The organism is Sphingomonas sp. SP6 (assembly GCF_058313435.1).
Genome location: NZ_JBZFLG010000001.1, coordinates 713,055 through 729,514, shown reverse-complemented (window position 1 = coordinate 729,514; position 16,460 = coordinate 713,055). Strand labels below are relative to the sequence as shown.

Here is a 16,460-nt window from a genome sequence, read left to right as displayed (position 1 = left end):
CCGCCCAAGATGACCGCCGAGCACGTCAACGTGTTCTACGGCGAGAAGCAGGCGATTGACGACGTCTCGATCGACATCCGCCAGGAGGACGTGACCGCGTTCATCGGTCCGTCGGGTTGCGGCAAGTCGACCTTCCTGCGCACGCTCAACCGCATGAACGACACCGTCGCCTCGGCCCGGGTCGAAGGCGACATCCGCCTCGACGGCGAGGACATTTACGCCAAGAGCATGGACGTCGTTCAGCTGCGCGCGCGCGTCGGAATGGTGTTCCAGAAGCCGAATCCCTTCCCCAAGTCGATCTACGAGAACGTCGCCTACGGACCGCGCATCCACGGCCTGGCGTCGAGCAAGGCCGATTTCGACACCATCGTTGAGACGTCGCTCCGCCGCGCCGGGCTGTGGGAAGAGGTGAAGGACCGGCTCGCCGACAGCGGCACCGCGCTCTCGGGCGGGCAGCAGCAGCGGCTGTGCATCGCCCGTGCGATCGCGGTCGATCCCGAGGTGATCCTGATGGACGAGCCGTGCAGCGCGCTCGATCCGATCGCGACCGCGAAGATCGAGGAGCTGATCCACGAGCTGCGCGGGCGCTACGCCATCGTGATCGTCACCCACAACATGCAACAGGCCGCCCGCGTCAGTCAGCGGACCGCCTTCTTCCACCTGGGGCATCTGATCGAATACGGTCAGACCAACGACATGTTCACGAACCCGCGCGAGCAGCGGACGATCGACTACATCACCGGTCGGTACGGCTGAGGACAGGCACTATGACCAGCGGGCAGGAACATACCGTCAAGGCGTTCGACCAGGACATCGGCGACCTGCGGGCGCTGATCAGCCAGATGGGGGGGCTCGCCGAGCAGGCGATCGGCGACAGCCTGAAGGCGCTCACGCGCGGCGATCTCGATCTGGCGGCGCGGGTCAAGGCCGGCGACAAGGCCATCGACGCGATCGAGGCCGAGGTCGAGCGCACCGTCGTCCGCATCATCGCGCTCCGCGCACCGATGGCGAACGATCTCCGCGAGGTCGTGGCGGCGCTCAAGATCGCGGCGGTGCTCGAGCGGGTAGGCGATTACGCCAAGAACATCGCCAAGCGCGTTCCCCAGATCGACGGCGAACACCGGATCGAGCCCATTTCGATCCTCCCGGCGATGGGTCGGATGGCGACCGAGATGGTGCATGACGCGCTGGACGCCTTCGTCGCGCGCGACGCCGAGGCGGCGGTGGAGGTCTGCCGGAGCGACGACGCGCTCGACGATTTCTACGACAGCATCTTCCGGACCCTCGTCACCTACATGGTCGAGAATCCGAAGACGATCAGCCAGGTCGCGCACCTGCTGTTCGTCGCCAAGAACCTGGAGCGGATCGGCGACCACGCGACGAACGTCGCCGAGATGGTCTATTACGCCGCGAGCGGGTCGCAGATGGCCGACCGCGACGCCGATCGCGGCGCCGGCGGCGAGGCGGGTCAGTTCTGATGCCGAAGGCGACGATGCTCCTCGTCGAAGACGACGCCGCGCTCGCCGAGTTGCTGATCTGGCATTTTGAGCGCGAGGACTTCAAGGTCTTTCATACGATCGACGGCGAGGAGGCGTTGCTGCTCGCCAAGGAGCAGACCCCCGACATCGTGCTGCTCGACTGGATGGTGGAGGGGCTCTCGGGGATCGAGGTCTGCCGTCGGCTGCGGCGCGCCACCGACACCCAGAAGGTGCCGATCATCATGCTCACCGCCCGCGGTGAGGAGGAGGATCGGGTGCGCGGCCTCGAGACCGGCGCCGACGATTACGTTACCAAGCCCTTCTCTCCACGCGAACTGGTCGCCCGCGTCGGCGCGGTGCTGCGCCGCGTCCGCCCGGGTCTGGCGGGCGAGAGCCTGACCTACGCCGATCTCGAGATGGACACGGTCGGCCACAAGGTCCGCCGCTCGGGCGAGGTCATCCCGCTCGGGCCCACCGAATTCCGGCTGCTCAAGCATTTCCTCGAGCATCCCGGCTGGGTGTTCAGCCGCGAGCGTCTGCTCGACGCGGTCTGGGGTCACGGCTCCGACATCGAGGCGCGCACCGTCGACGTCCACATCCGCCGGCTGCGCAAGGCGATCAACGAGGGCGGGCGGCCCGACATCATCCGCACCGTGCGCTCCGCCGGATACGCGCTGGACACAGGCGCTTAGGGCCTCGCCGCATCGAATCGGTTGCGCAACGAAGGACCCTTGTCGGCCTTCGCGCGTTCCCCCGGCCGCACTCGTGCATCCATGCGCACCTTTTCAGGAGAGAGTCGCAATGAAATTCGCCCTTTTCGCAGCCGCGGCCGTGATCGCGACCCCGGTGCTCGCGCAGGAGACTCCTGCGACCGCCCCGATGGACCAGGCGGCGCCCGCCACCGATCCGTCCGCGACGCCCGCCCCGGCACCGCAGAGCGACCCCGCGATGCAGCAGGCTCCCGCGCCTGCGGCGTCCGATCCGAACGCGCCGACCCCGGCCGGTGGCTACCAGCCGTCGGGCTCCGCGACGAGCGGCCCGGTCCAGCCGGGCGCGCAGGTCGTGTTCAAGCCCGCCCCGTCGCCCAGCGAGGCGTTCCCCCCGCCGCCGCCGAAGGCCAGCTACCCCATCTGCAAGAAGGGTCAGTATGACGGCTGCATGCAGCGCGGCGGCAAGTAACCTCAGCCGACGTTGCGCTGCGATGCGGCAGCGCTAAGGGAAGGCGCTCCATCAACACAGAGGAGCGCCTTTTCCATGTCTCAGACCATTCGCTTCGACGGCAAGGTCGCGATCGTCACCGGAGCGGGCGGCGGTCTGGGACGGGAATATGCGCTCGAACTGGCCCGGCGCGGCGCGAAAGTCGTGGTCAACGACCTGGGCGGCGACAGGACCGGCACGGGGACGAGCGACGCCGCGCAGAAGGTCGTCGCCGAGATCGAGGCGGCCGGCGGCGAGGCGATGGCGAACGGGGCCAGCGTCACCGAATATGATCAGATGGTCGCGATGGTCGAGGCCGCGAAGGCGCGCTGGGGCGGCGTCCACATCCTGATCAACAACGCCGGCGTGCTGCGCGACAGGACCTTCGCCAAAATGGAGCCCGCCGACTTCGAGTTCGTGGTCAAGGTCCACCTGGTCGGCTCCGCCAACGCCACCAAGGCGGTATGGGAGACCATGCGCGGGCAGAATTACGGCCGCATCCTGATGACCGCCTCGTCGACCGGGCTCTTCGGCAACTTCGGCCAGGCGAACTACGGTGCGGCCAAGCTCGGACTCGCCGGACTGACCAAGACCCTCTACCTCGAGGGCGCCAAGAACAACATCAAGGTCAACACGATCGCCCCCGTCGCCGGCACCCGGATGACCGAAGACCTGTTCCCGCCCGAGGCGTTCCAGGCCTTCGCTCCCGAGCGCGTGGTGCCGGCGGCGCTCTACCTCGTCAGCGAGGACGCGCCGACCAACCAGATCGTCGGCGCCGGGGCGGGCGTGTTCCAGGCGAGCTTCGTCACGCTGACCCCGGGCGTCCGCCTGGACGGCGACGACCTCAGCCCCGAGGGCATCGCCGCGCACTGGGCCGAGATCACCGACCGCACCGGCGAGATCGTCCCCGATTCGGGCGCGGGTCAGTCGATGCTGATCATGCAGAAGCTCCAGGCGTAAAGCGTATTGCTCTGGTAAGACACTCCCGCTAGGCTTCGACCGGAAGGACGAGCGGCGAATGTACAGCGAGAGTGATCTGGAGTCGGCGGTCGGCGCGGGAGTCCTCTCCCAGGCGTCCGTCGATGCGTTCCGCGACCATGTCGCCGCGAGCCGGCAGACGCCCGCGGTCGACGAGGAGCAGTTCCGGCTGCTCACCGGCTTCAACGACATCTTCGTCTCGATCGCGATCGTGCTGCTGCTGGTCGCGGCCGGGCAGATCGGGGCACGGATCGCCGTTCCGCTCTCGGGCGCGCTCGTCGCCGGTGCCGCGTGGATGCTCGCCGAATATTTCACGGCGAAGCGCCGGATGGCGCTGCCGAGCATCGTGCTGCTGGTCGCCTTCGTCGGTGGCGTCGCTGCGGCGCTGTTCACGCTCGGCGGACTGCTCCTGCCCAATGCCGGCGAGCGCGCGCTGGCGGCGCTGTCGGCCGGCGTCGGACTGATCTCGGCCGGAGCGGCCTGGCTCCATTGGCGGCGCTTCCACGTGCCGATCACGGTCGCCGCGGGGGCGGCGTCGGCGGTCGGCGTGGTCGTCGGGCTGACGCTCACCGTCGCTCCCGGCGCGCAGGATATGATGTGGGCGATGCTGTTCGTCGCGGGGGTGGCGGTGTTCGCGCTGGCGATGTGGTGGGACATGTCCGATCGCGAGCGGCGGACGCGCCGTTCCGACGTCGCCTTCTGGCTTCATCTCGCCGCCGCGCCGATGATCGCGCACCCGCTGTTTCAGCTGCTCGGCGTCTTCTCGGGCGACATCGGCGTGGCGACCGCGGGCGTCGTGCTGGTGCTCTACATGGTCTTCGCGATCATCGCGCTGGCGGTGGATCGGCGCGCCCTGCTGGTCTCGAGCCTCGCCTATGTCCTCTACGCGATGTACGCGCTGGTGCGGACCAGCGGCGCGGTCGAGCTCTCGGCCGCGATCACGGCGCTCGTGATCGGCTCGGCGCTGCTGTCGCTGTCCGCATTCTGGCAGCCGACGCGGCGTCTGGTGGTGGGCAGGCTTGGCGACCTCGGCGATCGGCTGCCGCCCGTCCACGCTTAGTCTTCGACCAGGCGCAACAGTCTGCGTTCGACGGGCGCCAGCACCGGCCCCAGCTCCTGACCGCGCTTCAGCACCGCCCCGGCCTCGCCGATCAGTGCCCACATCCCCTGCCGGTTGCGCAGCGCCGGACGCTTCTCGACCCGCACTTCGGGCCGTTCCGAGGCGCGGCGGAAAGCAGCGAACACGGCGGCGTCGCGCCCGAGGTCGATCGCATAGTCGCGCCAATGGCCGGCGGCGACCATCCGGCCGTAGAGATCCAGGATGCGGCTCAGCTCGAGCCGGTCGAAGCCGATCTGAAGCGGCGCGCGGCCGCCGGCGGGGAACGGGACGACCCCCATCTAAGGCGTCAGCCTCACGCGCGATCCCGCTGCTGTTCGTCGAGCAGCATGTCCAGCCGCTTCTTCATCGCGTCCAGCTCGCAACGCAGCAGCTCGACCTTCTGGGTTTGCGGATCGAATTGCTCGCTGCACGGCGTACCATAAGGAACGAAGCGGACCGCCGGAGCGGCGCCGCCGTCGATCGTGGTCGGACGCGCGGGGATGCCGACCATCGTCGCCCCCGCCGGCACGTCCTTGGTGACGACCGAATTGGCTCCGACGCGCGCACCCTCGCCGACCGTGATCGGCCCGAGGATCGCCGCGCCCAGCCCGATGATCGCACCGTCGCCGATCGTCGGATGGCGCTTGCCCATGAGGCCGCCGGTCGGGTTGGTCCCGCCCAGGGTCGCGCCCTGGTAGATGGTGACGCCGTCGCCGATCTCGGCGGTTTCGCCGATCACGACGAAGCCGTGGTCGATGAAGAAGTTGCGGCCGATCCGCGCGCCGGGATGAATGTCGATCGCCGTGGTCATCCGCGACCAATGGTTCACCACGCGCGCGAGAAGGAAGAGCCGTCTGCCGTAGAGGGCGTGCGCGATCCGGTGCCAGAACATCGCCCAGACACCGGGATAGGTCAGGATCTCGAGGCGCGAACGCGGAGCAGGATCGCGCGCGCGGATCGAATCGAGGTAGGCGATCAGCCGCATTCCGACGCGCCCCCTAGCTGCGCGTGCCGGCAAGATAGAGCCGCGCGTCCGGGATTTCCAGCCGGGCGCGCCACGCGGCGGCTGCTTGGCCAATGTCGGGGGACCTTGTAGGAATTGCGACGGTACGCCGGGGGTCGGGAGAATACGGGTGGATCAGCTCGGCGCATCGACGCTGTGGGAGGTACTGCCGTTCGTCGCCATCGGCTTCGTCGCGCAACTCGTCGACGGTACGCTCGGGATGGCGTTCGGGGTGATCGGCAACACCCTGCTGGTCGCGGTGATGGGAGTGTCGCCGGTGCGTGCGTCGGCGAACCTCCACCTGGTCGAGACCGTCACCACCGCCGCGTCCGGGGTGAGCCACCTGATCGCGGGAAACGTGGATCGCCGCCTGTTCATCCGCCTCCTGATCCCCGGGGTCGCCGGCGCGATCGCCGGGGCCGCTCTGCTCTCCAGCCTGGCCGCGACCGCGGTAAGACCGTTCGTGCTCGCCTATTTGATCGCGATCGGCGTGTATCTGCTGGTCCGCGGCCTGCTGTTCCCGCCGGAGATCCGAAGGGCGAGGATCGTCGGCCCACTCGGGCTGATCGGGGGTTTCCTCGATGCGGCGGGCGGCGGCGGGTGGGGACCGGTCGTGACCTCGAACCTGCTTGTTCAGGGGGTCGAGCCACGGCGCGTCGTCGGCACGGTCAATGCGGTCGAGTTCTTCGTCACCCTCGCCGCGTCGGTCACGTTCGTCCTGGAGTTGGGAGTCCACGACTTCGGCCTGGCGACGATCGGCCTGCTGATCGGGGGTGTGCTCGCCGCGCCGTTCGGAGCCATGCTGGCGCGGCGCATCCCGGTCCGGACGACGCTCTGCCTGGTCGGCGCCGTGCTGATCCTGGCGAGCACCTATGCCTTCGTCCGCGCGGTCCTCTAGGGCCCTCGGATGGCGGCCACCTATCTTCCGACGCTCAAGCAGCTTCAATATCTCGTCGCGCTCAAGGATCACGGCCATTTCGGCCGCGCCGCCAGCGCCTGCTTCGTCACTCAGTCGACGCTGTCGGCGGGCTTGCGCGAGCTCGAGACGCTGATCGGCGTCGTGCTGGTCGAGCGGACCCGCCGCGTCGTGCGCTTCACGCCGCTGGGTGAGGCGATCACCGCGAAGGCGCGTCGGGTGCTCCGCGAGGCGGAGGAGCTTGGCGACCTCGCCCGCGCCGCCGGGCGCCCCTTGTCGGGCGAGCTGCGGATGAGCGTGATCCCCACGATCGCGCCCTTCCTGCTGCCCCGCATGCTGCCGCGGCTGCGTCGCGACTATCCCGAGCTCAAGCTCTACCTCCGCGAGGAGCCGAGTGGACCCGCCTGCGATTCGCTCGCGACGGGACGGGCGGACTGCGTGCTGCTCGCCCTGCCCTATGCCTGCGGCGACGTCGCGACCCAGCCGCTGTTCGAGGATCGGCTGCTCCTGGCCTTCCCGGAGACCGATCGACAGGCCGCCGCAGTGTCGATCCGCCCCGAGGAAATCGACGAGGCGCGGCTGCTGTTGCTGGAGGACGGACATTGTCTGAAGAACCATGCCCTCGCCGCCTGCAACCGCCCGGAACTGCGCGCCGAGGCGACGATGATGGGCACTTCGCTCCACACGGTCGTGCAGATGGTGGCGAACGGCCTTGGGGTGACGATCCTGCCCGAAATGGCGGTCCAGAGCGGCATCCTGGCGCACACGCGCATCGTCGCGCGCCCGCTGGAGGCGGAGCATTCCAGCCGCACGGTCGCGCTGGCGTGGCGCCGCGGCTCGCCGCGCGAACGCGATTTCCGCCTGCTCGCCGACGCCCTGACGGCGCGCTGATTCGAAACCATTTCGGGTGTGAACCGTAGTTTGCGCAACGGGCGTCGACCGCCGTCGATGCCGCCGCTCATTGGGAGACCTTTCGATGTTCCGGCTCAGCCTTTCATCCGTCCTTCTCGCCTCCGCTTCGATCGCGACCGCGCAGAGCGCCGCGCCCGCTCCGGGCGGGTCCCGGCCGACTTCGACCGCGACGTCGCCTCAGCCAGCGCCCACCGGCGCGACCACGACCGCGCCCGCAGCGCCGAACCCCACGGTCGGTGGCGCGGTGATGGACGCCACCAAGCCGATCCCGGTCAACGCCGCCGCCGCCCCCAACCTTACCAAGCTGGTGGCCGCGATGAAGGCGGCAGGAGTCGACGCGACGCTCGCCGGACCCGGGCCGTTCACCGTCTTCGCGCCGAGCGACGCCGCCTTCGGGCGCCTCGCCCCGGCGGATCTCGCGAATTTGCTGAAGCCCGCCAACAAGCCGTCGCTCGTCAAGCTGCTGACCTATCACGCGGTGGCGGGGACGATCACGCTGGCCGACCTTCAGGAGCGGATGAAGGCCGGCGGCGGGAAGACCACCCTGACCACCCTCGAAGGCGAACCGCTCACCGTGACGCTGGAGGGGGCGGCGATCTCGCTGACCGACGTCGGCGGGCACAAGAGCTATCTCGAGACCCCCGACGTCCGTCAGTCCAACGGCGTGGTCCACGTCGTCAACGGGGTGTTGCTGCCGACCTTCGGCTGACGCTCATCGCCACCGTTCCGCCGCTTCGGCGTCGCTCGCGCGCGCGTCGACCCAGGCGGCGGCCTCCCCTCTGGCTTCGCGCTTCCAGAACGGCGCAGCGGTCTTGAGGCCGTCGATGAGGAAGGCGCACGCTTCGAGCGCGGCGGCGCGGTGGGAAGCGCACGTTCCCACGAAGACGATCCGTTCCCTCGGCACCATCGGCCCGACGCGGTGGACGATCGTCGCCGCCACGAGGCCCCACCGGCTCGAGGCGTCGGCGCACAGCCGCTCGAGCGCGGCTTCGGTCGCGCCGGGATAATGCTCCAGCTCCAGCGTCGTCACGCCGTCGTCGGCGCGGACCAGCCCGGTGAAGGTCGCGACGGCACCACCGGCCTCCAGCCGCGCATGTTCGGCGGCGAGATCGATCGAGCCGCGACCGACGACGACGCGGATCATCCGCCGGTCACCGGCGGGAAGATCGCGACCTCGCGCGCGCCGGCGATCGGCGCGTCGAGCGGAACGAACGCCTGGTCCACCGCCGCCCGCAGGCGGGAGCGATCGGCGAAGGCGTCGGCGTGCGCGGAAGAACGCGCCACCAGCCAGTCGATCAGCGCCGCGACGGTTGCAACGTCGTCGGGCGGGTTAACAGCCTCCTCGGCCACACCGATCCTCTCGCGCACCCAGGCGAAGTAGAGCATCCGCACGGTCAATCCATGTGCCGAAGGCCGACGCGCAGGTAATCCCACCCCGTCACCAACGTCAAGGCGGCCGCGGCCCAAAGGGTGGCGAGCCCGACCGTCCCGATCCACGGCTCGCTGGGTACCGCGCCGGCGAGGATCACGGCACCGAACGAGACGAGCTGGAAGGTCGTCTTCCACTTGGCGAGCTGCGACACAGGGACCGACACCTGCAATTGCGCCAGGAACTCGCGCAGGCCCGACACCGCGATTTCGCGCAGCAGGATGATCAGCGCGGCGATCGTGCTGTACCCGCCGAGGTCGCCGGTCCCGACCAGCATCAGGATCACCGCCGCGATCATGATCTTGTCCGCGATCGGATCGAGGAACACGCCCAGCTTCGAGACCGTTCCCTGCGCGCGCGCGAGATAGCCGTCGAAATAATCGGTGACGCCCATCAGGCAGTAGAGACCGAATGCCAGTGCGTAACCGGCCGGCCAGTGCGGCCACCACAGGCACGCGACCAGCACCGGCACCGCCACGATCCGCGAGAGCGTCAGGATGTTCGGAAGCGTCAGCATCGTCGCCTGCGAACCTAGTGGCACCGGCACGGGGCGGCAACCGCAGCCTCTCGCCGCACCGATGCCGTTGGCGCGCCGCAACCGATCCGCTATGCCGCCGCGATCTTGCCACAGCCGGGCCGCTCCCTGCCATGATCAATGCCCTCGGGCTCCTCAAGCGGCGCCGGTTCCTGCCGCTGTTCGCGACCCAGTTTCTCGGCGCCTTCAACGACAACCTGTTCAAGACCGGGATGGTCCTGTTCGCGACTTACGAGATCTTCGCCGATCCGCGGCAGGAAAGCTTCTTCAACGCGCTGGCCGCTGCGCTCTTCATCGTCCCGTTCTTCCTGCTGTCGGCGCTCGCCGGGCAGCTTGCCGACACCACCGACAAGGCTCGGGTCGTTCGGCTGGTGAAATGGTGGGAGGTGCTGATCATGCTGGTCGGCGGCGCGGGCCTGCTGCTGGCGCGGACGGGCGCGGTGGCGCTTCCGGTCGGGCTGATGCTGGCGGCGGTGACGATGCTCGGCGTCCACTCGACCTTCTTCGGCCCGATCAAATATGCGATCCTGCCCCAGCATCTCGAAGCCGAAGACGTGCTCGGCGGCACGGGTATGGTCGAGGCCGGAACCTATCTGGCGATCCTGCTCGGGACGATCCTGGCGGGCGTGGTCTATCGCTCGACCGTGCTGGTGTTCGTTGCCACGATCGTCGTCGCGCTATTGGGGGTCCTGACCGCCCGCGCGATCCCGGCGGCACCGCGGCTCGGGCCGGCGCTGGTGCTCGACTGGAACCCGCTGCGCGCCTCGTGGCGGCTGATCTCGGCGACGATGCACATCCCGCGGCTGTTCCTCGCGATCATCGCGATCAGCTTCTTCTGGACGATCGGATCGGTGCTGATCATCCTGTTCCCGCCGCTCGTGAAGAACGTCCTCACCGCCGATGCCTCGGTCGCCAGCCTCGTCCTCGCGATCTTCTCGATCGGGGTCGCGATCGGGTCGGTCGTGATCAACCTGCTGCTGAAAGGCACGATCTCCGCCCGCTTCGCACCCGGATCGGTGATCGCGATGGGCGTGGCGGTGCTGTTGTTCTCCTTCATCCTGCGCGGCTGGACGCCCGCGAAGCCGGGTCACCTCTACGGGATTACGGAGTTCGTCGCGCAGCCGCAGGCGGCGCTGGTGCTCGGCGCGCTCGTGCTGGTTGCGGTGTTCGGCGGGATGTTCGTTGTCCCGCTCTACGCTTTCCTCACGACGACGGTCCCCAAGGACGAAACCGCGCGCACGGTCGCGGCGAACAACGTCGTGAACGCCGGCGCGATGACGCTCGGCTCCGTCTCGGTCGCCGCCGCCACGGCATTCGGCGTGACGACGGGGCAGCTGCTGATCCTGGTCGTCGGAATGTGCGGCGTCTCGGCGTGGCTCGCGCAGAAGCTCCACCGCGCCTGCGAGCGGGCTACATGATCATCGTGTAAAAGCAGATGAAGAACGCGGTGAAGCTGAGCACGAACAGCTTCAGATCGTGATCGTCGCCGCGCGGCGCCGGCGCGATCACTGGGGGCGGGAGCGAGCGGCGGAAGCGGTTGCCCGCGGCTTCGTTGGTCAGGACGAGCGGTCTGGTCATCACGGACCGGTTAACGCTGCGTTTACGATTCCGACCAGTCTGGAAGCCGCCTCGAATCAGGACGTCCCGCGGCGGGACAGCGCGCGCGCCGGATCACGCGAGCCTCGGCGCCCCGTCGCCGCGACTCCGCGGTCCGGCTCGGGCCGCCGGCTCAGTGCCAGCCGCTGAGCCGGCCCTTCTGGTCGAGCAGGTAAAGTCCCTCGTTCGCCACCACCGGCGGCAGCGAGAAGGATTCCCCCGCGTCCTTGACCTCGCCCTGCGCGCCGTCGCTGGGCGAGACCGAGGTCAGCTCGCCGCGCGAGTTGGTGAGCCAGAGCTTGTTGCCGGCCAGCACCGGTCCGAACCAGGTGATCGCACCCGACTTCTTCTTGACGTTCTTGTACCCGCGCAGCTGCGAGATCCAGCGCACCTTGCCGCTGCTCTTCGACAGGCAGATCACCCGCGCGTCGTCGGTCAGCACGAACAGCCATTCGCCCGCGATCCACGGGGTCGAAATGCCGGCGAGGTTCTGCTCCCACAGCCGCTGCCCGGTCGAGATATCGACCGCGACCATCCGCCCGCCCTGCCCGACCGCATAGACCCGCCCGTCCTCGATCACTGGATCGGCGTCGATATCGGCAAGGCTGGACACCGAGGTCGAGATGCTGGTGCGCGAGAGCGCGTCCTGCCACAGCGTCCGCCCGTTCTCGTAGCGATAGGCGTTGAGCTCCCCGCTGGAGAAGCCGGCGACGATCGTGCCCGCGCTCGCGGCCGGCGCCGCGACCCCGAACACGCCTTGCGACTCCAGGCTGCCCGATTGGGTCCAGGCGACCTTTCCGTCGGCGTCGCCGAGCGCATAGAGCTGGTTGTCCTGGCTCAGCACGTACACCTGCCCGTTGGCGAGCGTCGGGGCGCCGCGCAGCGGGCCGCCGGGCTTGGCGCGCCAGATCTCCTTGCCGTCGGCGGCGCTCATCGCGACGACGTCGCCCAAGCCGTCGGTCGCATAGACCTTGCCACCGTCGTAACTGACCCCGCCGCCGAACCGCGCGGACTTGTTCTCGTCGCCCTTGGAGACGTGGGCGGTCCACAAGCGCGCGCCCGTCTTCGCATCGAAGGCGTGGACGGTCGCGTCGACATCGACGACGAACAGCTTGTTCTCGGCGATCACCGGGGCGGCGCCCAGACGCTGGCGGTTCGAACCGGCGTCGATGGTCTGGGTCCAGCGGCGGCTCGGCACTTCGGCCAGAGCGAGATGGCCCATGGACTTTCCGGCATTGCCCCCCGACTGCGTCCAGGCGTCGTTGGCGACCGCGAGGGGCACGGTGACGGCCGCCTCCGCCAAGCCCTTATCGACCTCGGCCTCGTTCTCCGAAACCAGGATGGGGATGCGCTTTCCGACCGTGGGCGTCCGCTTGGCGCCCTTGCCCTTGAAGATGCCGCAGCCACCCGTCGCGAGCATCGCCGCCAGCGCCACCGTGCCGATCACCTTGCGCATCATTTCGCCTTCACATCCGCGCCGACCGCGTCGACGCCCAAAACCCCCGCCATCTGCACCGCGCGGCCGCGGATCGAGTCCGGCGCGTCCTCGTCCCTGGCGATCTGGCCGAACAGCTTGCCCGCGAGATCGGCCTTGCCCTGCCGGATATAGGCGACCGCCACCAGCTCGCCGGCGCTGCCGAACCATGGATTGCCGGGGGTCGCCAGCGCCTTCAGCCGCTGCACCACGACTTCGGGCTTCAGCGTGTCGTATTCGGCGGTCGTCTGCCGGATCAGCGCGAGATCGCGGAAGGGCTGCGCTACCGAAGCGTCGCTCGCGACCTGCGCGAACTTGGCCGCGGCTCCCTTCAGGTCCTGCTTGGCCAGCAGCAGGTCGGCCTGCGAGAAGATCGCACTCACCCGGTAACCCTGGATGTCCGAACCCGCGAGCGCCTGGAAGTCCTTCGTCGCGTCCGGCAGCTTGTTCGCGCTCCACGCATCGAACGCATCTTGGAGCTTGACCGCCTCCGCTTCCGCCACCTGTTCGCGGTGATGCCGCCAGAACAGGAACGCCGCCAGCGCGATCAGCAGCACGACCACCGCCGCGGCTGCGGCGACGCCGTAGCGACGCCCGAGTGCCAGCGCCTGATCGCGGCGGAGCTCTTCGTCGACTTCGCGGAGGAACGCTTCGTTGGTGGTGGGAGGGACGGCCAAGAAAAGCTCCGGAAGATCGCGGGAAACGGCGCTGCTTAGCGGGATCGCCCGCGGAACGGAAGCGGCTCAGGCTTTCGCGCGGTAGGTCTGGTCCGGCGTCGGAAACGTCCGCGCCCGGACATCGCGCGCATAGGCCTCGGCGGCGGACGAGACATGCTCGGCCATCTGCCCGTATCGCTTCACGAACCGCGGCGTCCGGTCGAACAGTCCCAGCATATCCTCGGCGACCAGCACCTGCCCGTCGCAGTCGGCCGACGCGCCGATGCCGATGACGGGGACGGGAACCTCGCGGGTGATCGCCTGCGCGATCGGCTCGAGCACGCCCTCGACGACGATCGCGAACGCGCCCGCCCCGCTCACCGCCCTCGCGTCGGCCAGGATCTTCGCCTCTTCGGCGTCGCTGCGGCCGCGCGCGCCATAACCGCCCAGCGCGTTGACCGCCTGCGGAGTCAGCCCGACATGCGCCATCACCGGGACGCCGCGGGCGCCCAGGAAGGCGATCGTCTCGGCCATCGCCTCGCCGCCCTCGAGCTTCACCGCCGCGGCGCCGGTCTCCTTGAGGACGCGCGACGCGGTCGCGAAGGCCTGTTCCGGGCTGGCCTCGTAGCTGCCGAACGGCAGGTCGACGACGACCACCGCATGATAGCTGCCGCGTACCACCGCCGCACCGTGCGCGCACATCATGTCGAGCGTCACGGGGATCGTGGAGGGCAGGCCGTAGATCACCTGCCCCAGGCTGTCGCCGACGAGCAGCAGATCGCAGTGCGGATCGAGGAGCTGCGCCATCCTGACCGTATAGGCGGTCAGCATGACGAGCGGCTCGCCCATCCCCTTGCGCGCGCGCACCGCCGGCACGGTCAGCCGCTTCATCGGCGCGGACACCGGCGTCGCGCGGCTGGTCGATGTGTCGATGGTGAAGGTGGTGGACATCTGCGTGCGTCTAGCCGCTCACCGTCAATCGAGCCAACCCCGACGCACGCCGATCCGCGCGAGCGCGACTTGGAGGATGCCGACCGAGGCGATGAACGCCGGGAAATAGGTCGTCCAGAGCCCCTTCGCCGCGATGATGTCGGTCGTCGCGAACAGATAGCCGAACTGGACGACGACGAAGGCCAGCGACGCGACGAACAGCGGCGCTGCGGAACGGCGCCCGACGAGCAAAAGGAGCGCGCCGCCGACCCCCGTCACCTCGGCGGCGGCGAACACCCAATCGTACCAACCCGGCATCGCCGCATAGAGCGCACGATCGTAGTCGGTCGCCGGGCCCATCGCCTCGGCGCCGAGCCGGAACTGCTGGATGCAGGCATAGGCGCCCACGAGGTTCCAGAGAACCAGCACCACCGCCACGGTGCGGAACCATCCCGGCATCGTACGCATCGCCACCCTCCCCGTCGTCCGTCAGGCTGCGCGCGATCGGGAGCTTAATCAAGCGCACCGTAGCGCGCGGGGTCGAATCCGATCACCAGGTCATCGCCACGTTCGATCACGGGTCGCCGGATCGCCGAGGGCCAGGCCGCCATGATCGCGAGCGCCTTGGCCGCATCCAGGTCGGCCTTGTCGCGCTCGGCCAGTCGGCGGAACGTCGTCCCTCGCCGATTCAGCAGCGGCTCCCAGCCGACCCGTGCGACCCAGCGCTCGAGAACCGTCGGGTCGACGCCCGCCTTCTTGTAGTCGTGGAAGACGTAGGAGACGCCGCGCTTGTCGAGCGCGGCGCGTGCCTTGCGGACGGTGTCGCAGTTGGCGATGCCGTAGAGGGTCAGGGTCATGGCGCCTTATTCACCTCGCAGACGACAGAATGTCGAGCCGGATCAGGCGCTCGGCGGACGATCTGTGTACGGTAGCGATCAAAGCCCCGATCTGGACCGGGCCGTTCTGGCCATTAAAGATATGACATGACCGAACAAACGGTCGCGGGCGTGGACCCGCGAGAGGATGGCGTCGCAGCGCTTGCACAGGATGACGTCGGCAATCGGCTGCTCCGGTCGCTGTCCCCGAGCGACTATGCGCTTCTCCAGCCTCATCTGACCCGCAGCCCGTTCGCGGTCGGGGACGAGATCGCCGAAATCCGCACCCCGATCGCGGAGGTCCGCTTCCCCGAAGGCGGCGTCGCGGGCATCCTGGACGGCGCGGAAGGCGATCGGCGACTTGCGATCGGTCTGGTCGGGAACGAGGGGATGCTCGGCTGGCCGCTGCTGCTCGGCGAGGAGCTTTGGCCGCACGACGTCGCGATGCGCGCCGAGGCGGGCACCACGCTACGCATCGCGGCGTCCGCGCTGCTCGCCGCGACCGAACGCAGCGCGAGCCTGCGCCAAAGCCTCCTGCGGTTCGCCCACATCTTCGCGCTCCAGGTCGGGCAATCGGTCTGCTCGGCGCTGATCCATCCGGTCGATCGGCGGATGGCGCGGTGGATCCTGCTGTATCACGATCGCGTTCGCGGCGACGAGATCTGCATGACGCATGAGGAGTTCCGCCTGATGCTGGGCGTGCGCCGGTCGAGCGTGACCGACGCGCTTCACCGGCTCGAGGCGGAGCGCGCGGTTCGCGGGCTGCGCGGTCGGGTGCTGGTCCGCGATCGCCAACGGCTGCTCGAACTCGCGAACGAGACGTACGGCAAGCCGGAGAAGGCCTATGCCCGACTGATCGAGAACGCTGCCTCTTAACGGAGCGGAGCGTCAGCCCCATCTTGGCGTCCGATCATTGTCAGGAGCCGTCATGCCCGAGTATCGCAAGTCCGAAGAGGCGCTCGCCCGCCTCACGCCCGAGCAGTTCCATGTCACCCAGCACGCCGGCACCGAGCGCCCGGGGACCGGCGAGCTCCTCCACAACAAGAAGCCCGGCATCTACGTCGACATCGTCTCGGGCGAACCCCTGTTCGCCTCCGCCGACAAATACGAGTCCGGCTGCGGCTGGCCCAGCTTCACCAAGCCGATCGAGCCCGCGAACGTCGCCGAACTGCGCGACGCCAGCCTCGGCATGGTCCGTACCGAGGTGCGGTCGAAGCACGGCGACAGCCATCTCGGTCACGTCTTCGACGATGGTCCGCGCGACCGTGGCGGCCTGCGCTACTGCATCAACTCCGCCTCCTTGCGCTTCGTGCCGCGCGAGCGGATGGAGGCGGAGGGTTACGGCGATTACCTCGACCAGGTCGAAGAGATCGCCTGACGGC

The 16,460-nt window shown here is 68.9% G+C and carries 23 protein-coding genes; 12 read left to right on the top strand and 11 right to left on the bottom strand.

Going from position 1 to position 16,460, the window contains the following annotated elements:
• Positions 1–9 precede the first annotated feature (9 nt).
• The 6 genes from pstB to AC4GYY_RS03535 all read left to right on the top strand — a co-directional run bounded on the left by pstB (position 10) and on the right by AC4GYY_RS03535 (position 4,713).
• Positions 10–756: a phosphate ABC transporter ATP-binding protein PstB gene (gene pstB / locus AC4GYY_RS03560; protein WP_491119286.1), complete on the top strand. Its 747-nt coding sequence runs from the start codon at positions 10–12 to the stop codon at positions 754–756.
• A gap of 11 nt (positions 757–767) precedes the next feature.
• Positions 768–1,478 carry a phosphate signaling complex protein PhoU gene (gene phoU, locus AC4GYY_RS03555; RefSeq protein ID WP_491118850.1) on the top strand — a complete coding sequence of 237 codons (711 nt, stop codon included), beginning with the start codon at positions 768–770 and terminating at the stop codon, positions 1,476–1,478.
• Complete coding sequence (gene phoB, locus AC4GYY_RS03550) at positions 1,478–2,170, top strand: phosphate regulon transcriptional regulator PhoB (protein WP_491118849.1); 693 nt, start codon at positions 1,478–1,480, stop codon at positions 2,168–2,170. The genes phoU and phoB overlap by 1 nt, the downstream gene beginning before the upstream one ends.
• 109 nt (positions 2,171–2,279) lie before the next feature.
• Positions 2,280–2,657: a hypothetical protein gene (locus tag AC4GYY_RS03545; RefSeq protein ID WP_491118848.1), complete on the top strand. Its 378-nt coding sequence runs from the start codon at positions 2,280–2,282 to the stop codon at positions 2,655–2,657.
• 75 nt (positions 2,658–2,732) lie between these two features.
• A complete protein-coding gene (locus AC4GYY_RS03540; RefSeq protein ID WP_491118847.1) occupies positions 2,733–3,635 on the top strand; it encodes an SDR family NAD(P)-dependent oxidoreductase in 903 nt (300 codons plus the stop codon).
• Positions 3,636–3,693: 58 nt separating this feature from the next.
• Positions 3,694–4,713: a hypothetical protein gene (locus AC4GYY_RS03535; protein ID WP_491118846.1), complete on the top strand. Its 1,020-nt coding sequence runs from the start codon at positions 3,694–3,696 to the stop codon at positions 4,711–4,713.
• Here the strand turns inward: AC4GYY_RS03535 and AC4GYY_RS03530 are convergent.
• Together AC4GYY_RS03530 and epsC are read right to left on the bottom strand one after the other, a co-directional pair.
• Complete coding sequence (locus AC4GYY_RS03530) at positions 4,710–5,051, bottom strand: DUF2794 domain-containing protein (protein WP_491118845.1); 342 nt, start codon at positions 5,049–5,051, stop codon at positions 4,710–4,712. The two genes, AC4GYY_RS03535 and AC4GYY_RS03530, sit on opposite strands and share 4 nt — an antisense overlap.
• 14 nt (positions 5,052–5,065) lie before the next feature.
• Positions 5,066–5,737, bottom strand: a complete 672-nt coding sequence (epsC, locus tag AC4GYY_RS03525) for a serine O-acetyltransferase EpsC (protein WP_491118844.1) — start codon at positions 5,735–5,737, stop codon at positions 5,066–5,068.
• A gap of 148 nt (positions 5,738–5,885) precedes the next feature.
• Between epsC and AC4GYY_RS03520 the strand changes: the two genes are divergently transcribed.
• From AC4GYY_RS03520 to AC4GYY_RS03510, 3 genes are all read left to right on the top strand, one after another.
• Positions 5,886–6,653: a sulfite exporter TauE/SafE family protein gene (locus AC4GYY_RS03520; RefSeq protein ID WP_491118843.1), complete on the top strand. Its 768-nt coding sequence runs from the start codon at positions 5,886–5,888 to the stop codon at positions 6,651–6,653.
• A gap of 9 nt (positions 6,654–6,662) precedes the next feature.
• Positions 6,663–7,562, top strand: a complete 900-nt coding sequence (locus tag AC4GYY_RS03515; protein ID WP_491118842.1) for a hydrogen peroxide-inducible genes activator — start codon at positions 6,663–6,665, stop codon at positions 7,560–7,562.
• Positions 7,563–7,647: 85 nt separating this feature from the next.
• Positions 7,648–8,292 carry a fasciclin domain-containing protein gene (locus AC4GYY_RS03510; RefSeq protein ID WP_491118841.1) on the top strand — a complete coding sequence of 215 codons (645 nt, stop codon included), beginning with the start codon at positions 7,648–7,650 and terminating at the stop codon, positions 8,290–8,292.
• A gap of 3 nt (positions 8,293–8,295) precedes the next feature.
• On the opposite strand, the gene AC4GYY_RS03505 is transcribed toward AC4GYY_RS03510, so the two are convergent.
• The 3 genes from AC4GYY_RS03505 to pgsA are packed head-to-tail and all read right to left on the bottom strand — an operon-like array spanning position 8,296 to position 9,529.
• Complete coding sequence (locus AC4GYY_RS03505; protein WP_491118840.1) at positions 8,296–8,727, bottom strand: molybdenum cofactor biosynthesis protein MoaE; 432 nt, start codon at positions 8,725–8,727, stop codon at positions 8,296–8,298.
• Positions 8,724–8,981 (bottom strand): molybdopterin converting factor subunit 1, encoded by a 258-nt coding sequence (moaD, locus tag AC4GYY_RS03500; RefSeq protein WP_491118839.1) that lies wholly within the window; start codon positions 8,979–8,981, stop codon positions 8,724–8,726. The genes AC4GYY_RS03505 and moaD overlap by 4 nt, the downstream gene beginning before the upstream one ends.
• Complete coding sequence (gene pgsA, locus AC4GYY_RS03495) at positions 8,978–9,529, bottom strand: CDP-diacylglycerol--glycerol-3-phosphate 3-phosphatidyltransferase (protein WP_491118838.1); 552 nt, start codon at positions 9,527–9,529, stop codon at positions 8,978–8,980. The genes moaD and pgsA overlap by 4 nt, the downstream gene beginning before the upstream one ends.
• A gap of 131 nt (positions 9,530–9,660) precedes the next feature.
• Here pgsA and AC4GYY_RS03490 point away from each other — a divergent pair, with 131 nt between their 5' ends.
• Positions 9,661–10,965, top strand: coding sequence for an MFS transporter (locus AC4GYY_RS03490; protein ID WP_491118837.1), 1,305 nt, complete (start codon positions 9,661–9,663; stop codon positions 10,963–10,965).
• Here the strand turns inward: AC4GYY_RS03490 and AC4GYY_RS03485 are convergent.
• The 6 genes from AC4GYY_RS03485 to AC4GYY_RS03460 all read right to left on the bottom strand — a co-directional run bounded on the left by AC4GYY_RS03485 (position 10,958) and on the right by AC4GYY_RS03460 (position 15,060).
• Positions 10,958–11,125: a hypothetical protein gene (locus AC4GYY_RS03485; RefSeq protein WP_491118836.1), complete on the bottom strand. Its 168-nt coding sequence runs from the start codon at positions 11,123–11,125 to the stop codon at positions 10,958–10,960. The genes AC4GYY_RS03490 and AC4GYY_RS03485 overlap by 8 nt on opposite strands.
• 151 nt (positions 11,126–11,276) lie before the next feature.
• Positions 11,277–12,602 (bottom strand): PQQ-like beta-propeller repeat protein, encoded by a 1,326-nt coding sequence (locus AC4GYY_RS03480; protein ID WP_491118835.1) that lies wholly within the window; start codon positions 12,600–12,602, stop codon positions 11,277–11,279.
• Positions 12,599–13,294 carry a tetratricopeptide repeat protein gene (locus AC4GYY_RS03475; protein WP_491118834.1) on the bottom strand — a complete coding sequence of 232 codons (696 nt, stop codon included), beginning with the start codon at positions 13,292–13,294 and terminating at the stop codon, positions 12,599–12,601. The genes AC4GYY_RS03480 and AC4GYY_RS03475 overlap by 4 nt, the downstream gene beginning before the upstream one ends.
• A gap of 66 nt (positions 13,295–13,360) precedes the next feature.
• Positions 13,361–14,224, bottom strand: a complete 864-nt coding sequence (gene panB / locus AC4GYY_RS03470; RefSeq protein WP_491118833.1) for a 3-methyl-2-oxobutanoate hydroxymethyltransferase — start codon at positions 14,222–14,224, stop codon at positions 13,361–13,363.
• A gap of 24 nt (positions 14,225–14,248) precedes the next feature.
• Positions 14,249–14,671, bottom strand: a complete 423-nt coding sequence (locus AC4GYY_RS03465; protein WP_491118832.1) for a hypothetical protein — start codon at positions 14,669–14,671, stop codon at positions 14,249–14,251.
• 44 nt (positions 14,672–14,715) lie between these two features.
• Complete coding sequence (locus AC4GYY_RS03460) at positions 14,716–15,060, bottom strand: Spx/MgsR family RNA polymerase-binding regulatory protein (RefSeq protein ID WP_491118831.1); 345 nt, start codon at positions 15,058–15,060, stop codon at positions 14,716–14,718.
• Positions 15,061–15,186: 126 nt separating this feature from the next.
• Here AC4GYY_RS03460 and AC4GYY_RS03455 point away from each other — a divergent pair, with 126 nt between their 5' ends.
• Together AC4GYY_RS03455 and msrB are read left to right on the top strand one after the other, a co-directional pair.
• A complete protein-coding gene (locus tag AC4GYY_RS03455) occupies positions 15,187–15,954 on the top strand; it encodes a Crp/Fnr family transcriptional regulator (protein WP_491118830.1) in 768 nt (255 codons plus the stop codon).
• Positions 15,955–16,006: 52 nt separating this feature from the next.
• Positions 16,007–16,456: a peptide-methionine (R)-S-oxide reductase MsrB gene (gene msrB, locus AC4GYY_RS03450; protein WP_491118829.1), complete on the top strand. Its 450-nt coding sequence runs from the start codon at positions 16,007–16,009 to the stop codon at positions 16,454–16,456.
• The last annotated feature ends 4 nt before the right edge of the window (positions 16,457–16,460 follow it).

Excerpts from the sequence above, each read along its gene's own strand:
- AC4GYY_RS03535 (WP_491118846.1), top strand. The coding sequence starts at position 3,694 with ATGTACAGCGAGAGTGATCTGGAGTCGGCGGTCGGCGCGGGAGTCCTC.
- AC4GYY_RS03545 (WP_491118848.1), top strand. The coding sequence starts at position 2,280 with ATGAAATTCGCCCTTTTCGCAGCCGCGGCCGTGATCGCGACCCCGGTG.
- AC4GYY_RS03490 (WP_491118837.1), top strand. The coding sequence starts at position 9,661 with ATGATCAATGCCCTCGGGCTCCTCAAGCGGCGCCGGTTCCTGCCGCTG.
- panB (WP_491118833.1), bottom strand. The coding sequence starts at position 14,224 with ATGTCCACCACCTTCACCATCGACACATCGACCAGCCGCGCGACGCCG.
- epsC (WP_491118844.1), bottom strand. The coding sequence starts at position 5,737 with ATGCGGCTGATCGCCTACCTCGATTCGATCCGCGCGCGCGATCCTGCT.
- AC4GYY_RS03540 (WP_491118847.1), top strand. The coding sequence starts at position 2,733 with ATGTCTCAGACCATTCGCTTCGACGGCAAGGTCGCGATCGTCACCGGA.
- AC4GYY_RS03465 (WP_491118832.1), bottom strand. The coding sequence starts at position 14,671 with ATGCGTACGATGCCGGGATGGTTCCGCACCGTGGCGGTGGTGCTGGTT.
- AC4GYY_RS03455 (WP_491118830.1), top strand. The coding sequence starts at position 15,187 with ATGACCGAACAAACGGTCGCGGGCGTGGACCCGCGAGAGGATGGCGTC.
- pstB (WP_491119286.1), top strand. The coding sequence starts at position 10 with ATGACCGCCGAGCACGTCAACGTGTTCTACGGCGAGAAGCAGGCGATT.
- AC4GYY_RS03515 (WP_491118842.1), top strand. The coding sequence starts at position 6,663 with ATGGCGGCCACCTATCTTCCGACGCTCAAGCAGCTTCAATATCTCGTC.
- phoB (WP_491118849.1), top strand. The coding sequence starts at position 1,478 with ATGCCGAAGGCGACGATGCTCCTCGTCGAAGACGACGCCGCGCTCGCC.
- pgsA (WP_491118838.1), bottom strand. The coding sequence starts at position 9,529 with ATGCTGACGCTTCCGAACATCCTGACGCTCTCGCGGATCGTGGCGGTG.
- phoU (WP_491118850.1), top strand. The coding sequence starts at position 768 with ATGACCAGCGGGCAGGAACATACCGTCAAGGCGTTCGACCAGGACATC.
- AC4GYY_RS03510 (WP_491118841.1), top strand. The coding sequence starts at position 7,648 with ATGTTCCGGCTCAGCCTTTCATCCGTCCTTCTCGCCTCCGCTTCGATC.
- AC4GYY_RS03485 (WP_491118836.1), bottom strand. The coding sequence starts at position 11,125 with ATGACCAGACCGCTCGTCCTGACCAACGAAGCCGCGGGCAACCGCTTC.
- AC4GYY_RS03460 (WP_491118831.1), bottom strand. The coding sequence starts at position 15,060 with ATGACCCTGACCCTCTACGGCATCGCCAACTGCGACACCGTCCGCAAG.
- msrB (WP_491118829.1), top strand. The coding sequence starts at position 16,007 with ATGCCCGAGTATCGCAAGTCCGAAGAGGCGCTCGCCCGCCTCACGCCC.
- AC4GYY_RS03530 (WP_491118845.1), bottom strand. The coding sequence starts at position 5,051 with ATGGGGGTCGTCCCGTTCCCCGCCGGCGGCCGCGCGCCGCTTCAGATC.
- AC4GYY_RS03480 (WP_491118835.1), bottom strand. The coding sequence starts at position 12,602 with ATGATGCGCAAGGTGATCGGCACGGTGGCGCTGGCGGCGATGCTCGCG.
- AC4GYY_RS03505 (WP_491118840.1), bottom strand. The coding sequence starts at position 8,727 with ATGATCCGCGTCGTCGTCGGTCGCGGCTCGATCGATCTCGCCGCCGAA.